Here is a 15,401-nt window from a genome sequence, read left to right as displayed (position 1 = left end):
GCCGCGCGGCCGGCACGGCGCGCGCGACGTCCGCCTTGCCGGCGGCGCCGCGCGCGTGTTCGCGGATGCGTGGTTCGACCGGCGGTAGGTAGCCCAAACAAGTAGGGGACAGTTCATGAGTCTCATCGAAGTCAAAGTGCCGGATATCGGCGATTTCAAGGAAATTCCCGTCATCGAGGTGCTGGTGAAGGCGGGCGACACGGTCGAGAAGGAGCAGTCGCTCGTCACGCTCGAGTCGGACAAGGCCACCATGGACGTGCCGAGCTCGGAAGCCGGCGTGGTCAAGGAAGTGAAGGTCAAGGTGGGCGACAACGTGTCGGAAGGCACGCTGATCGTGGTGCTGGAAGGCAGCGCGGACGCCGCGAAGCCGGCGGAAAAGGCGCCGGAAGCGCCGGCTGCCAAGCCCGCCGAGAAAGCGGCCGAAAAGCCGGCCGAGAAGGCCGCGCCGGCTGCCGCGCCGCAGGCCGGCAGCTATTCGGGCAGCGCCGATATCGAATGCGACATGCTGGTGCTCGGCTCGGGCCCCGGCGGCTATTCGGCCGCGTTCCGCGCCGCCGACCTCGGCATGAAGACGGTGCTGGTCGAGCGGTATTCGGTGCTCGGCGGCGTGTGCCTGAACGTCGGCTGCATCCCGTCGAAGGCGCTGCTGCATACCGCGCTGGTGCTCGACGAGGCGGCCGCGCTCGCGCATCACGGCATCTCCTTCGGCAAGCCAGAGATCGATCTCGACAAGCTGCGCGACTTCAAGTCGGGCGTGGTCAAGCAGCTGACCACGGGCCTGGCCGGCATGGCCAAGGCGCGCAAGGTCGAGGTGGTGACCGGTGTCGGCAGCTTCGTCGATCCGAATCACCTGGAAGTGCAGGTCGAGGGCGGCAAGAAGGTCGTCAAGTTCAAGCAGGCCATCATCGCGGCCGGCTCGCAAGCCGTGAAGCTGCCCTTCATGCCGGACGATCCGCGCGTGATCGACTCGACCGGCGCGCTGGAACTGCGCCAGTTGCCCAAGCGCATGCTGGTGATCGGCGGCGGCATCATCGGCCTGGAAATGGCGACCGTCTACTCGTCGCTGGGCGCCGAGATCGACGTGGTCGAGATGATGGACGGCCTGATGATGGGCGCGGACCGCGATCTGGTTAAGGTCTGGGAAAAGCACAATGCCAAGCGTTTCGGCAACGTGATGCTCAAGACCAAGACGGTGGGCGCCGAGGCGAAGGAAGACGGCATCTACGTGAAGTTCGAGGGCGAGAAGGCCCCGGCGGACGCGCAGCGCTACGACCTGGTGCTGGTGGCGGTGGGCCGCAGCCCGAACGGCAAGAAGATCGGCGCCGACAAGGCGGGCGTGGCGGTCACCGATCGCGGCTTCATCGAGGTCGACAAGCAGATGCGCACCAACGTGCCGCACATCTTCGCGATCGGCGATATCGTCGGCCAGCCGATGCTCGCGCACAAGGCCGTGCATGAAGGCCACGTCGCGGCCGAGGCGGCACATGGCGAGAAGGCCTACTTCGACGCGCTGCAGATCCCGTCGGTGGCCTTCACCGATCCGGAAGTGGCCTGGGCCGGCAAGACCGAGGACCAGTGCAAGGCCGAGGGGATCAAGTACGGCAAGGCCGTGTTCCCCTGGGTGGCATCGGGTCGCGCGATCGCGAACGGTCGCGACGAGGGCTTCACCAAGCTGATCTTCGACGAGGAAACCCATCGCGTGATCGGCGGCGGCATCGTCGGCCTGAATGCGGGCGACCTGATCAGCGAGGTCTGCCTGGCCGTCGAGATGGGCGCGGATGCCGAGGACATCGGCAAGACCATCCACCCGCACCCGACGCTCGGCGAATCGGTCGGGATGGCCGCCGAGCTGTACGAAGGCGTCTGTACCGACCTGCCGCCCGTGCGCAAGAAGAAGTAAGAGGTCATGCCTTGGCCGGTGCCTGTCGGCGCCGGTCGCGCGCATGGCTCACGGCCCCGTTCCGGCTTGTCCGGGCGGGGCCGTTTTCGTTGGTGTGGAGGGGCGGGCGCGTGCGAGGGGGCGGGAAGCGCCGGCGCAGAATGAAAAAAGCCGCGCAATGCGCGGCTTTTTTCGTGACGGCAGCCTGGCGGCTGCCGTCGGGCCTGGTGATGCCTCAGGCCGGCTTGGCGGTGTTCGCGCGACGCGATGCGGCGGCGCTGGCAGCCTTGGTGGCCACGGCAGCGGCGGCGTTGAAGTTCGACTCGGCGATCTCGACGGCCTGCTTGGTGGCCTTCTGGACCGTTTCGTAGGTCGTGTTGGCGGCGTTGATGGCCGACTTCAGCGCGGCGACAGCCGTTTCCGAACCGGCCGGGGCGTTCTTCGCGACGTTGTCGACGAGCGCCTGGACCTTGCGGTTCTGCTCTTCATATTGCGATTCGGCAACCTTGGCGAATTCGGCCTGGGTCGACGAAGCGATGTCGTACAGGTGACGGCCGTAGGCGAGGGCCTTTTCGGCGAGTGGCTGGGCAAAGCTGGCCTGCAGGGCGAGCAGTTCCTGCGCATCCTTCACCGACAGCGCGCGCTGCACGTTTTCCTGGCTTTCCGCGAGCGTCGACTTCACGACTTGCACGTTCAGTTCGATCAGCTTCTCGACGCTTTCGAAGGCCTTGCTGGTGAGACCGAACAGGCTCTCGAGGTGGGCTTTCTGGGCGGCGGCGATTTGCTCCGGGGTCAGCAGGGACATGGTCTGGCTCCTGATTGACGAACGCCGGTCTGACGGCGGTCGTGTGAGTTAAGTGAGTGAGAGGCTCAACTTCAAGGCACGAACGGTATGCGATGTCTGGCGCAATGCGTTGGTGCATCGCAACAACGGTTCCCATTTTAGGGCGTCCGAAGCGGATGTCAAGCGCTTTTTGTGCAATGCACAATGACATCATTTTTACGGAAAAACAATGGCTTGGATCATTCCGACTGGAATCGGTTTCCTTGCCGCGACTGTCACGCCGGCGTCATCAATGCCTTGTGCATATGCACCATATGGGGACATGTCGGAAGGGGGTGATCGCCTGGTTTGCGCGGGTTTACCGCGGTGAAATCACGTAAACCGAATCGGACCGTGGAACGTTTGTCATGCATTCCGGTCGAAAAACGCCGTTCGCGCGCGACGCTCATCTGCCTCGGGCGAGTCGCGCCGCCGGCATTTTTTTCCGCTTCGCAGGTCGTTTACTGGTTTTTCCCGCTGCGATTCGTCGCGACGGCGCCGTTATCACGCTTATCCGGCCGATGCCGGACCGCGAGGTAGCGTCATCGAATTTTTCGATGGAAACGGGAGGGTGATTGCCCCGAGGCAATCCACTCTTACAATCCGGTTTAACGAAAACCGGTAAGTGCCTCAAATTGCTTATTTTTTCAGGTTTTACTACACTTGCGGAAACCTCCCGCCGCTTTGTCCAGACCCCAATGAAAGCCTCCTTATTCTCGCCGTTGAAGATGATGCACGGCGCGGCACTCGGCACCGCGGTGTCCGTCGCCGTGTCGGTGCTCGTCGCGTCGGCCGCCGTCGTGCCTGCCGATGCCCTGGCCGCGACCGCCAAGACCACCCAGTCCTCGAAGAAGGCCGCCAAGCCCGTCGCCAGCGCGAAGGGCAAGAAGCGCGCCGTCGTCGCGGAAAAGAAAACCGCCAAGGTGGCCGCCGAGACGCCGCGCAAGGGCCGCAAGCGCGTGACGCTGGCCGCCGTGCCGGGCCGTCATCACGGCGCCGTGCGGCGCGTGGCGTTCCAGCCGCGCCAGCCTTCGGTCGGCCAGGCCTTCGGCCTGCACGACACGCCCGATGCGCTCGCGCTGCGTTCCAGCGTCGCCTACGTGGTCGACCAGAACAACTCGGAACCGCTGTTCGACAAGAACTCGCGCGCGGTGGTGCCGATCGCCTCGATCTCCAAGCTGATGACCGCGATGGTCGTGCTCGATTCGAAGGCCTCGCTCGACGAGCAGATCGCCGTCACCGACGAGGATCGCGATTACGAGAAGGGCACCGGCTCGCGACTGTCCGTGGGGTCGGTCCTGTCGCGGGAAGACATGCTGCACATCGCGCTGATGGCATCGGAGAACCGCGCGGCGGCGGCATTGTCGCGCTACTACCCGGGCGGGCGCCCGGCGTTCATCGCGGCGATGAACGCGAAGGCGAAATCGCTGGGCATGACCGACACGCACTTCGAGAACTCGACGGGTCTGACGAGTTTGAACGTGTCGAGCGCGCGCGACCTGGTCAAGATGATCGACGCGGCCTACCAGTACCCGCTGATCCGTCGTTTCTCGACCGATCGCACCTACACGGTGTTCACCGGCAAGCGCTCGCTGGTCTACAACAGCACCAATGCGCTGGTGCGCAATCCGTCCTGGGACATCGGCCTGCAGAAGACCGGCTTCATCAACGAGGCGGGCGAGTGCCTGGTGATGCAGACCACCATCCATGGCCGCCCGATCGTGATGGTGCTGCTCGATTCCTTCGGCAAGTATTCGCGCGTGGCCGACGCGTCGCGCGTGCGCAACTGGCTCGACGCCGGCGGCGGCGAGCGCCTGACCGCGGCGAACACGGGCGCGGGCGGTACCTGATCGCCGTTTGCCGGCCCGCATCGAGGCCGGCTGCGCTTCCCAACAAAAAGCCCCGCGAATGCGGGGCTTTTTGCATGGTGCCGCGATCCGTGCGTCAGATCGACTTGGCGAGCGCCGCGCCGTCGAGTTCCTTCGGCGGCCGGTAGCCGAGCGCCTCGGAGATGGTCAGCGCGGTATGGCTGATCTGGCCGAGCCAGGCATCCTGCAGTCGATCGGCCGGCGCGGACAGCGACAAGCCCGCCACCAGCTTGCCCGAATCGTCGTAGATGCCGGCGGCGATGCAGCGCACGCCCAGTTCGAGCTCCTCGTTGTCGCGCGCGCAGGCCTGCTGGCGCACGATCGACAGCTCGCGCTCGAGCTTGCCGAGGTCGGTAATACTGTTCTGGGTATGGCCGGCGAGGCCGGTGCGCGTGGCATAGGCCCGCACGCGGGTGGTTTCGTCGGCGGCCAGGAACAGCTTGCCGACCGAGGTCAGGTGCAGCGGCGCGCGGCCGCCGATCGCGCGCACCACCTGCATGCCCGAGCGCTCCGAATAGGCCCGCTCGATATAGACGATCTCGTCGCCCTGGCGCACCGACAGGTTCACGGTCTGCCCGGTCAGCCGGTGCAGCTCGCGCATCGGCATCAGCGCCGCGTCGCGCACCGACAGGCGCGCCTTCACCAGGTTGCCGAGTTCGAGCAGGCGCATGCCGAGGCGGTAGGTGCCCGGGTCGGATCGGTCGACCAGGCGACAGGTCACCATGTCGTTGAGGATGCGGTGCGCGGTGGACGGATGCAGCTCCGTGCTCTGCGCGAGCTCCTTCAGGCTGACCGGGTCGGTGTGGTCGGCCAGCGCGTCGAGCAGCCGCATCATGCGTTCGATCACCTGGATCGACGTCTTCGGGTCCGGAGTCGGAGTGCTCATCGTGAAAAATCAGTTGACCTGTCAAACGGTGAGGAGCCGATTGTATCTCATAATGTGAAAAAAGCGAACGCTGTTCGAGGAGTGCTTCGGATCGGTTCGATGCGCGCCGTTTCGTCGATCGCCGCGTCGCAGCGTTGGTCTTGCGCGGCAAAGCGCGGATAATGAGCGGCGTTTTCTCGAAGGAGCGGCCATGCGAGTCGGATTGTTCGTCACCTGCCTCATCGACCTGATGCGGCCTGAAATCGGTTTTTCCGCGCTGAAACTGATCCGCGATGCCGGTTTCGAGGTGGACGTGCCGCCCGCGCAGACCTGCTGCGGGCAACCCGCCTACAACTCCGGCGAGCGCCGCCTCGCGCGGGACCTGGCGGAAAAGACCCTGCGCGAGTTCGAGCAGTTCGACTACGTGGTGGTGCCGTCGGGCTCCTGCGGCGGCATGATCCGCGCCCATTACGGCGACCTGTTCCGCGACGATCCCGAACTGATGGCGCGTTATGGGCGCTTGCGCGAGCGCGTGTATGAACTGACCGATTTCCTCGTCAAGGTCGCGAAGGTCGAGCTGCCGCGCGGCGAGTTCAGCGGCCCTGTCACTTATCACGATTCCTGCTCGGGCCTGCGCGAACTCGGCGTGAAGGCGCAGCCGCGGGCCTTGCTCGCGCAGCGCGGCGTCGAGGTCCAGGAGATGAAGGACTGCGAGCATTGCTGCGGCTTCGGCGGCACCTTCGCGCTCAAGTACGGCGCGATCTCGACCGCGATCGTCGACGAGAAATGCGCCAACGTGCAGGCCAGCGGCACGCGCACCGTCGTGCTCGGCGATCTCGGCTGCATCCTCAACATCGAGGGGCGTCTGCGCCGCACCGGCGACAAGGACACGCGCGTGCTGCACGTCGCGCAGGTCCTCGCCGGCGATCTCTGAACCCGCCGTTTCCCGACCAGCCGCCAGCCGATCCAGCCAGCCATGCAAGTTCAATCGATGCAGTTCAAGGCGCGCGCGGGCCAGAAGCTCGCCGACCAGCGCCTGCAGCAGAACCTCAAGAAGTTGTCGACCAAGTTCGTCTCGGCGCGCGCCGAGGCTGTCACGCAGATCGATTTCGCGGCCACGCGCGCCGCGCTGAAGGCGCGCCGCAACCGCGCGCTGGAGAACCTCGACGTCTGGCTCGAGGCCTTCGAGCGCGAGGCCACGCGGCGCGGCACCACGGTGCTGTTCGCCGAGTCGATGGCCGACGCGGCCAGGCTGGTGGCCGAGATCGCCAGGCGGCACGAGGTCGGGAAGGTCATCAAGACCAAGTCGATGGTCTCGGAGGAGATGCGCATCAATGCCGTGCTCGCCGAGATCGGCGTGCAGTCGATCGAGACCGACCTCGGCGAATACATCCTGCAGATCAACGACAACGAGGCGCCGAGCCACATCATCGCGCCCGTGGTCCACAAGGACAAGGACGAGATCGCCGACCTGTTCGCGCGTACCCACGGACGCGAGCGCCTGACCGAGATCCCGGCCATGACGCGCGAGGCGCGCGAGGTGCTGCGGCCGCACTTCCTCGGCGCCGACATGGGGCTGACGGGCGGCAACTTCGTGGTGGCCGAGACGGGATCGGTGGTGCTGGTGACCAACGAGGGCAACGAGGGCATGTGCACGGTGATGCCGCGCGTGCACGTGGCCGTGACCGGGATCGAGAAGGTGCTGCCGACGCTCGAGGACCTGGCCACCGCGATGCGGCTGCTGCCGCGCTCGGCCACCGGCCAGAAGACCTCGAACTATTTCTCGCTGCTCACGGGGCCGCGCGCGGCCGGTGAGGAGGACGGCCCCGAGCACAACTACGTGGTGCTGGTCGACGGCGGGCGCACCGGGCTGATCGGCGGCGAGTTCCAGGAGATGCTGCGCTGCATCCGCTGCGGCGCCTGCATGAACCATTGCCCGGTCTACCAGAAGGTCGGCGGCCATGCCTATGGCTGGGTCTATCCGGGGCCGATGGGCTCGGTGCTCACGCCGAGCTACGTCGGGCTCGAGCGCTCGCTCGACCTGCCGCAGGCCGCCACCTTGTGCGGCGAATGCGACAGCGTCTGCCCGGTCGGCATTCCCTTGTCGGGGCTGCTGCGCACGCTGCGCGAGAAGCAGGTGGAGCGGGGGCTGCGGCCCTGGCGCGAGCGCCTGGCGCTGGCCGCCTGGGGTTTCGCCGCGCGCCGGCCGACGTTGTACGGGCTCGCGACCAAGCTGATGGTGCGGATCCTGGAGCGCGTCGGCGGCGAACGCAAGTCGGGCGGCGGGATCCGCAAGCTGCCGCTGGCGGCCGGCTGGACCGATACGCGCGACCTGCCGACGCCGACCGGGCGCACCTTCCGCGAACTCTACGCGGCGTCGAAGACCCATCTCGGCTGATGGCTTCTGCCAAGGTAGGCGGGTTACTTGGAGCCGGGGCAGCGCCTTGATCCCGCACAGTGAACGCTCGAACAAATTGGCGACTGTTCGCCGCACGACAACAGAGCGTTCGCTATTTGATGGTTTATCTCAATAGATGCGGTCTATAGAATGGCGCCTGTAGTGTCGAGCAATGGATTCGACACGCAGTTACCGGAGGTCGCATCATGAGAAAGACAATATCGATGTACTGGCCGCTCGCGATCGTCGTACCGCTTGCCGCCGTCGCGTACCTGTACGCGTCGAACGCCGCGCGCCCCAGCGAACCGCAGCCGATCGGGCAGGTTTCCGCGGAGTTGGCTCGCACCGTGTCGTTCGGGCTGGTCGGCGATTCGCCCGAAGCCGCTTCGGCCGCGCCGCTGGCCGCCACCAAGGCGCTGTGATGTCGCGCCGGCCGGCCACGGGTATCGAAGCGCGCCTGTATAATGGCGCGCTTTCTGTTTTCGCGGCCGTTCGCCGACGTCCGTTCGCACGATGAAACGCGCTTCGATCTGCTTCGTCTGCCTCGGCAACATCTGTCGCTCCCCGACCGCGGAGGGCGTGATGCGCGAGCAGGTCGGCGCGGCGGGCCTCGATCATGTGATCGAGATCGATTCCGCCGGAACGGGCGACTGGCACGTCGGCGAGGCGCCCGATGCGCGCGCCCAGCAGGCAGCGCGCGGCCGTGGCTACGATCTGTCTGCGCTGCGGGCGCGTCAGGTCGCCAGCGGCGACTTCGAGCGTTTCGACCTGCTGCTCGCGATGGACGAAGCGAATCTCGCCGAGTTGCGTCGCCGTTGCCCGGCCGAGCATCGACACAAGGTCCGTCTGCTGATGGAATTCGCGACCGGTGCCGGTCAACGCGAAGTGGCGGACCCTTATTTCGGCGGCGCGCAAGGCTTCGAGCAAGTGCTCGATCAATGCGAGCGCGCCTGTGCCGGCCTGCTTGCGACGTTGCGCGAGCGAGTCGGCAATTGAACCCAAGGCCGCTGCGGCACTTCTGTAGCGTTCACTGAATCTCCCTCCCCGGGACAGGGATACTTGACTAAAACTGTCAGATATTTATACTTGACCAAAATCGTCAAGATTGCTGTCCCCTACGACTATGAGACTCACCACGAAAGGCCGTTTCGCCGTCACGGCGATGATTGACTTGGCACTGCGCCAGGAGCAGGGGCCGGTGACGCTTGCAGGCATCAGCCAGCGCCAGCGCATCTCGCTCTCGTACCTGGAGCAGTTGTTCGGAAAGCTGCGCCGGCACGAGATCGTCGAATCGGTCCGCGGGCCGGGGGGCGGCTACAACCTCGCGCGCCGTGCGGCCGACGTCACGGTCGCCGACATCATCATCGCGGTCGACGAACCGCTCGATGCCACGCAATGCGGCGGCAAGGGTACCTGCGAAGGCACCAAGCAGCCCGATGGACATTGCATGACGCATGAGCTCTGGTCGACGCTCAACCAGAAGATGGTCGAATACCTCGATTCGGTCTCGCTGCAGGATCTCGTCGATCAGCAGCGTGCCCGCGAGGGTGCGCCCGCCGTGCTGCGCGACCGCCGCGCGCCGGAGCCGGCCGCGCCCGTCGAGCCGGTGCGGGCGATGCCGCTCGGGCCGAATTCGGTCTTCAACATCGCGACCAGTTCCTGAGGCGCGACGCTGCCGTACCCGATAAAACCACACCTACATAACAGATTGTCCCTGCACTGAATGAATACCCGGAGCGACAGATGAACAACGATACTCCTCACCTGCCCATCTATATGGACTACAGCGCGACGACGCCCGTCGATCCGCGCGTGGTCGACAAGATGGTGCCGTATCTGCGCGAGCAGTTCGGCAATCCGGCGTCGCGCAGCCACGCGTACGGCTGGGATGCGGAGCGGGCGGTGGAAGAGGCGCGCGAGCAGGTGGCGGCGCTCGTGAACGCGGATCCGCGCGAAATCATCTGGACCTCGGGCGCGACCGAATCGGACAACCTCGCGATCAAGGGCGCGGCGCATTTCTACCAGGGCAAGGGCAAGCACATCATCACGGTGAAGACCGAGCACAAGGCCGTGCTCGACACCTGCCGCGAACTCGAGCGCGAAGGCTTCGAGGTGACCTACCTGGACGTCAAGGACGACGGCCTGATCGACCTCGAGGTGTTCAAGGCCGCGCTGCGCCCGGACACGATCCTGGTGTCGGTGATGCACGTGAACAACGAGATCGGCGTGGTCCAGGACATCGAGACCATCGGCGAGATCTGTCGCGCCAAGGGCATCGTGTTCCACGTCGACGCCGCGCAGTCCACCGGCAAGGTCGGCATCGACCTCGCCAAGCTGAAGGTCGACCTGATGTCGTTCTCGGCGCACAAGACCTACGGCCCGAAGGGCATCGGCGCGCTCTACGTGCGCCGCAAGCCGCGCGTGCGGATCGAGGCGCAGATGCACGGCGGCGGCCACGAGCGCGGCATGCGCTCGGGCACGCTGGCGACGCACCAGATCGTCGGCATGGGCGAGGCCTTCCGCATCGCCCGCGAGGAAATGGCGGTCGAGAACGAGCGCGTGCGCGCGCTGCGCGACAAGCTGCTGCGTGGCCTGTCGCAGATCGAGGAAACCTATGTGAACGGCGACATGGAGCAGCGTGTCCCGCACAACCTGAACATCAGCTTCAACTTCGTCGAAGGTGAGTCGCTGATCATGGCGATCAAGGATGTCGCCGTGTCGTCGGGCTCGGCCTGCACCTCGGCCTCGCTGGAACCGTCCTACGTGCTGCGCGCGCTGGGCCGCAACGACGAACTCGCGCACAGCTCGATCCGCTTCACGGTCGGCCGCTTCACTACCGAGGCCGATGTCGACTACGTGATCAACCTGTTGCAGGGCAAGATCGCCAAGCTGCGCGACCTGTCGCCGCTCTGGGAAATGCACAAGGACGGGATCGATCTGTCGACGATCGAGTGGGCCGCACACTGAACGAAGGTTGCGCGGCCCGGCGCCGCGCGCACGCAACGTATCAAGGAGTCGAATCATGTCTTACAGCAACAAGGTTCTGGATCACTACGAAAACCCGCGCAACGTCGGTTCCTTCTCGAAGGACGATGACGCGGTCGGCACGGGCATGGTCGGCGCGCCGGCCTGCGGCGACGTGATGAAGCTGCAGATCCGTGTCGGTTCGGACGGCGTGATCGAAGACGCGAAGTTCAAGACCTACGGCTGCGGCTCGGCGATCGCCTCGAGCTCGCTGGTCACCGAGTGGGTGAAGGGCAAGACGCTGGACCAGGCGCTGGCCATCAAGAACACGCAGATCGCCGAGGAACTGGCGCTGCCGCCGGTGAAGATCCACTGCTCGATCCTCGCGGAAGACGCGATCAAGGCGGCGGTGGCCGATTACCGCAAGCGTCACGACGCGACTGCGGAAGACGGCCAGGCCGCGTAAGCGGCGGCGCGGGATGGACGCCCGCGCCTGACAACGCAGTGCGTCGCGAGAAGGACGAGCGGCGAGGTTTATCGAGGCACAACGTCCGCGCGCGGCGCGGGCGACCAGGAACATCATGGCAATCACACTGACCGAAAAAGCAGCGCAACACGTGCAGAAGTACCTGACGCGACGCGGCAAGGGGCTGGGCCTGCGGCTCGGCGTGCGCACCACCGGCTGCTCGGGCCTGGCCTACAAGCTCGAGTATGTCGACGACATGGCGACCGAGGATCAGGTGTTCGAGAGCCATGGCGTGAAGGTGGTGGTCGATCCGAAGAGCCTCGCCTATATCGACGGTACCGAGCTCGACTTCGCGCGCGAGGGCTTGAACGAAGGCTTCAAGTTCAACAATCCGAACGTCAAGGACGAGTGCGGCTGCGGCGAGTCGTTCCGCGTCTGAGGACGCACCGCGCGCAGCGGGCCATAGGCGGCATTGGCCGCCTTTTTCTTGTGCGGACCGCTTCCACCTGCACCATCGACCACCAGGCCTTGGGCATCACGCGATGATTTCGCTGAAAGACAGCTATTTCGAACTCTTTCACCTGCCGACGCAGTTCGCGCTCGACGCCGGTGCGCTCGACGCCGCGTATCGCGCGGTGCAGTCCGAGGTGCATCCGGATCGCTTCGCGGCGGCCGGCGACGCGCAAAAGCGCATCGCGATGCAATGGGCCACGCGCGCCAACGAGGCTTACCAGACGCTGCGCGATCCGCTGAAGCGCGCGATCTACCTGCTGTCGCTGCGCGAGGTCGAGGTCGGCGCCGAGAACAACACGGCGATGGAGCCGGCCTTCCTGATGCAGCAGATGGAATGGCGCGAGGCGATCGAGGATGCGGCCGGCGCGAGGAATGTCGATGCGCTCGACGCGCTGCTCGGCGAATTGCGCGAGGAAAAGCGCGCGCGGCTCGACAAGCTCGCGGCCCTGCTCGACAGCGGCTCGAACCAGGGCGCGGCCGAGGCGGTACGCCAGCTGATGTTCATCGAGCGGGTGGCCGCCGAAGTGACGACGCAGATCGAGCGTCTCGAAGATTAACCGCGCGGGGCCGCGCTCGGGCGCGGCGCGCGAAGCAAGCTGGGCCCCGTGCCCCTCACCGAATACAGCGATGGCTTTACTGCAAATCTCCGAACCCGGCATGGCGCCCGCGCCGCATCAGCGGCGCCTGGCAGTCGGCATCGATCTCGGCACGACGAATTCGCTCGTCGCGTCGGTGCGCAACAGCGTGGCCGAGGTGCTGCCCGACGACGAAGGCCGCGCGCTGCTGCCTTCCGTGGTCCGCTACCTCGAGAAGGGCGGGCGCCGCATCGGTTACGCGGCCAAGGAGGCCGCGGCCAGCGATCCGCGCAACACGATCGTCTCGGTCAAGCGTTTCATGGGCCGCGGCAAGGCCGAGGTCGAGCACGCGGCCAACGCACCCTACGACTTCGTCGACGCGCCGGGCATGGTGCAGATCCGCACCATCGACGGCGTGAAGAGCCCCGTCGAGGTCTCGGCCGAGATTCTCGCCACCCTGCGCCAGCGCGCCGAGGATACGCTCGGCGACGACCTGGTGGGCGCCGTGATCACCGTGCCTGCCTATTTCGACGACGCGCAACGCCAGGCCACCAAGGACGCGGCGCGGCTGGCCGGCCTGAACGTGCTGCGCCTGCTCAACGAACCGACCGCGGCCGCGATCGCCTACGGGCTCGACAACGGCGCGGAAGGCCTCTATGCCGTCTACGACCTAGGCGGCGGCACCTTCGACCTGTCGATCCTGAAACTGACCAAGGGCGTGTTCGAGGTCCTCGCGGCGGGCGGCGATTCCGCGCTCGGCGGTGACGATTTCGACCACGCCCTGTTCGCGCATGTGCTCGCCGCGGCGGGCATCGAACGCGCCGCGCTGTCGGCAGCGGACGTGCGGGCGCTGCTCGACCGTTCGCGTGCCGTGAAGGAAGCGCTGAGCGACGCGCCCGAGGCGGCCTTCGAGATCACGCTGTCGACCGGCGCGACGATCGCCCAGACGATTTCCGCCGAGACCTTCGCCGGGCTGGTCGAGCCGCTGGTCGCGCGCACGCTCGCGCCGACCCGCAAGGCACTGCGCGACGCGCAGGTCACGCCGGCCGAGATCAAGGGCGTGGTGCTGGTGGGCGGCGCGACGCGCATGCCGGTGATCCGCGCGGCCGTCGAGCGTTTCTTCGGCCAGCCGCCGCTGATCAATCTCGATCCGGACCAGGTGGTCGCGCTCGGCGCGGCCGTGCAGGCCGACCTGCTGGCCGGCAACCGCGCCAACGGCGACGACTGGCTGCTGCTCGACGTGATCCCGCTGTCGCTCGGCGTCGAGACCATGGGCGGCCTGGTCGAGAAGATCATTCCACGCAACTCGACCATCCCCGTGGCACGCGCGCAGGAATTCACCACCTTCAAGGATGGCCAGACCGCGATGGCGATCCACGTGGTGCAGGGCGAGCGCGAACTGGTGGCCGATTGCCGTTCGCTGGCGCGCTTCGAGCTGCGCGGCATCCCGCCGATGTCGGCCGGCGCGGCGCGGATCCGCGTGACCTACCAGGTCGATGCCGACGGCCTGCTGTCGGTGTTCGCGCGCGAGCAGCATTCGGGCGTGGAGGCCTCGGTGGTGGTGAAGCCGTCCTACGGCCTCGCCGACGACGACATCGCCAAGATGCTGGAAGACAGCTTCAAGACCGCCGACATCGACATGCGCGCGCGTGCGCTGCGCGAGGCGCAGGTGGAGGCGCAGCGCATCGCCGAGGCGACCGAGGCGGCGCTCGCGGTGGACGCGGACCTGCTCGACGCCGAGGAGCGCGCGGCGATCGACGCGCTGATCACCAAGCTGCGCGCGCTGGCGGGCGGCGAGGACACCGACGCGATCGACGCGGCGACCAAGGCGCTGGCCGAGGGCACCGACGAATTCGCGGCACGGCGGATGGACAAGAACATCCGTCGCGCGCTCGCGGGCCGCAAGCTCGACGAGATCTGAAACAACGGCATCGCGCCGACGTGCGCGATGCGAAGCGGCGCGGCGCGCCATCGATGAAACACGGAACCGACATGCCCCAACTGGTAGTTTTGCCCCACGTCGAACTGTGCCCGGACGGCGCGGTGATCGACGCGACGCCCGGCAAGAGCATCTGCGACAACCTGCTCGACAACGGCATCGAGATCGAGCACGCCTGCGAGAAATCCTGCGCCTGCACGACCTGCCACGTGATCGTGCGCGAAGGCTTCAACGAGCTGGCCCCCTCCGAGGAAGACGAGGACGACCTGCTCGATCGCGCCTGGGGGCTGGAGCCGCAATCGCGCCTGTCGTGCCAGGCGATCGTGACCGAGGAATCGGACCTGGTGGTCGAGATCCCCAAGTACACGATCAATCACGCCAAAGAGAATCACTGACCCGTTCAGGAGGTGCGACGATGAAATGGACCGATTCGCGCGAGATCGCGATTGCGCTCGCCGACAAGTTTCCCGACCTGGATCCGAAGACGATCCGCTTCACCGATCTGCGCCAATGGGTACTCGAGCTCGACGGCTTCGACGACGAGCCCGAGCGTTCGGGCGAGAAGATCCTCGAGGCGATCCAGTTGCACTGGATCGACGAATCCGACTTCGACGACGAATGACGTGAACTCGGGCCGCCTGACCGGGCCGACGATGCAGGAGAAAAAACGGCTCGCGCCCTTCGAGGGGCGCGAGCCGTTTTCACATGGGCAACGCGGCCAGGGAGCCGCCGCGTGTCGATCAGCCGGCAGCCAGCGTGCCGTGTTCGATGTGCACGCGCTGGCCTTCGCCGAACGGCGGCGGGTTGCGGTAGGTGAAGCTGCGTTCCGTGCCGTTTTCCATGCGCACGCGCACGTGGTAGTCGGTGGTGCTGCGCACGCGCTTCTCGATCGAGTTGCCGGCCAGGCCGCCGCCGAGCGCGCCGATGATGGTCATCGCGGTGCGGCCGCCGCCGCGGCCGAACTGGTTGCCGAGCAGGCCGCCCGCGGCGGCGCCGCCGACCGCGCCGATCCCCGTGCCCTGGCCGGGCGTGCGCGTCTCGGTGATGGCCACCACCGTGCCGCAGGTATGGCAGGCGGAGGCCTGCGAGGGCTGGGCAGCCTGTTGCGCAT

General features: G+C 66.5%; 18 protein-coding genes. 15 read left to right on the top strand and 3 right to left on the bottom strand.

The window, feature by feature from the left end; translation table 11 throughout:
- Positions 1-115: 115 nt before the first annotated feature.
- Positions 116-1,900 (top strand): dihydrolipoyl dehydrogenase, encoded by a 1,785-nt coding sequence (lpdA, locus tag F3J18_RS29545; protein ID WP_166915689.1) that lies wholly within the window; start codon positions 116-118, stop codon positions 1,898-1,900.
- A gap of 214 nt (positions 1,901-2,114) precedes the next feature.
- Here the strand turns inward: lpdA and F3J18_RS29540 are convergent, their stop codons facing one another.
- A complete protein-coding gene (locus F3J18_RS29540) occupies positions 2,115-2,684 on the bottom strand; it encodes a phasin family protein (RefSeq protein ID WP_025099860.1) in 570 nt (189 codons plus the stop codon).
- 386 nt (positions 2,685-3,070) lie between these two features.
- Here F3J18_RS29540 and F3J18_RS29535 point away from each other — a divergent pair, with 386 nt between their 5' ends.
- Both F3J18_RS29535 and pbpG read left to right on the top strand, forming a co-directional pair.
- Complete coding sequence (locus F3J18_RS29535; RefSeq protein ID WP_166915687.1) at positions 3,071-3,277, top strand: hypothetical protein; 207 nt, start codon at positions 3,071-3,073, stop codon at positions 3,275-3,277.
- Positions 3,278-3,400: 123 nt separating this feature from the next.
- A complete protein-coding gene (pbpG, locus tag F3J18_RS29530) occupies positions 3,401-4,552 on the top strand; it encodes a D-alanyl-D-alanine endopeptidase (RefSeq protein WP_025099861.1) in 1,152 nt (383 codons plus the stop codon).
- 94 nt (positions 4,553-4,646) lie between these two features.
- On the opposite strand, the gene F3J18_RS29525 is transcribed toward pbpG, so the two are convergent.
- The gene (locus tag F3J18_RS29525) at positions 4,647-5,456 is read right to left on the bottom strand and encodes an IclR family transcriptional regulator (protein WP_013698742.1); all 810 of its coding nucleotides are present in this window, start codon (positions 5,454-5,456) and stop codon (positions 4,647-4,649) included.
- Positions 5,457-5,646: 190 nt separating this feature from the next.
- Here F3J18_RS29525 and F3J18_RS29520 point away from each other — a divergent pair, with 190 nt between their 5' ends.
- The 12 genes from F3J18_RS29520 (at position 5,647) to iscX (ending at position 14,912) form a co-directional block, all read left to right on the top strand.
- Positions 5,647-6,369, top strand: a complete 723-nt coding sequence (locus tag F3J18_RS29520; protein ID WP_025099862.1) for a (Fe-S)-binding protein — start codon at positions 5,647-5,649, stop codon at positions 6,367-6,369.
- A gap of 42 nt (positions 6,370-6,411) precedes the next feature.
- A complete protein-coding gene (locus F3J18_RS29515) occupies positions 6,412-7,833 on the top strand; it encodes a lactate utilization protein B (RefSeq protein WP_025099863.1) in 1,422 nt (473 codons plus the stop codon).
- Between the two features lie 206 nt (positions 7,834-8,039).
- Positions 8,040-8,255 (top strand): hypothetical protein, encoded by a 216-nt coding sequence (locus F3J18_RS29510; protein ID WP_013698739.1) that lies wholly within the window; start codon positions 8,040-8,042, stop codon positions 8,253-8,255.
- Positions 8,256-8,346: 91 nt separating this feature from the next.
- A complete protein-coding gene (locus tag F3J18_RS29505; RefSeq protein ID WP_124094398.1) occupies positions 8,347-8,829 on the top strand; it encodes a low molecular weight protein-tyrosine-phosphatase in 483 nt (160 codons plus the stop codon).
- A gap of 127 nt (positions 8,830-8,956) precedes the next feature.
- A complete protein-coding gene (gene iscR, locus F3J18_RS29500; RefSeq protein ID WP_025099865.1) occupies positions 8,957-9,496 on the top strand; it encodes a Fe-S cluster assembly transcriptional regulator IscR in 540 nt (179 codons plus the stop codon).
- Positions 9,497-9,576: 80 nt separating this feature from the next.
- Complete coding sequence (locus F3J18_RS29495) at positions 9,577-10,800, top strand: IscS subfamily cysteine desulfurase (RefSeq protein ID WP_025099866.1); 1,224 nt, start codon at positions 9,577-9,579, stop codon at positions 10,798-10,800.
- Positions 10,801-10,855: 55 nt separating this feature from the next.
- Complete coding sequence (gene iscU / locus F3J18_RS29490; RefSeq protein ID WP_013698735.1) at positions 10,856-11,263, top strand: Fe-S cluster assembly scaffold IscU; 408 nt, start codon at positions 10,856-10,858, stop codon at positions 11,261-11,263.
- 115 nt (positions 11,264-11,378) lie between these two features.
- Complete coding sequence (gene iscA, locus F3J18_RS29485) at positions 11,379-11,702, top strand: iron-sulfur cluster assembly protein IscA (RefSeq protein ID WP_025099867.1); 324 nt, start codon at positions 11,379-11,381, stop codon at positions 11,700-11,702.
- A gap of 103 nt (positions 11,703-11,805) precedes the next feature.
- Entirely contained in the window at positions 11,806-12,333 is a 528-nt protein-coding gene (hscB, locus tag F3J18_RS29480) for a Fe-S protein assembly co-chaperone HscB (protein WP_025099868.1), read from the top strand.
- 70 nt (positions 12,334-12,403) lie between these two features.
- Positions 12,404-14,272 (top strand): Fe-S protein assembly chaperone HscA, encoded by a 1,869-nt coding sequence (hscA, locus tag F3J18_RS29475; RefSeq protein WP_166915685.1) that lies wholly within the window; start codon positions 12,404-12,406, stop codon positions 14,270-14,272.
- 71 nt (positions 14,273-14,343) lie between these two features.
- Positions 14,344-14,685 (top strand): ISC system 2Fe-2S type ferredoxin, encoded by a 342-nt coding sequence (gene fdx / locus F3J18_RS29470; RefSeq protein ID WP_013698731.1) that lies wholly within the window; start codon positions 14,344-14,346, stop codon positions 14,683-14,685.
- Between the two features lie 20 nt (positions 14,686-14,705).
- Complete coding sequence (iscX, locus tag F3J18_RS29465; RefSeq protein WP_025099870.1) at positions 14,706-14,912, top strand: Fe-S cluster assembly protein IscX; 207 nt, start codon at positions 14,706-14,708, stop codon at positions 14,910-14,912.
- Positions 14,913-15,030: 118 nt separating this feature from the next.
- Here iscX and F3J18_RS29460 read toward each other — a convergent pair.
- Positions 15,031-15,401, bottom strand: a 371-nt coding sequence (locus F3J18_RS29460) for a glycine zipper 2TM domain-containing protein (RefSeq protein WP_166915683.1), incomplete at its 5' end; no start/stop codon positions are given.

Origin of the sequence: Burkholderia sp. Ax-1720 (assembly GCF_011753035.1) — a bacterium.
Taxonomy (GTDB): Bacteria; Pseudomonadota; Gammaproteobacteria; order Burkholderiales; family Burkholderiaceae; genus Burkholderia; species Burkholderia gladioli.
This window is presented reverse-complemented; position numbering and strand designations above follow the sequence as displayed.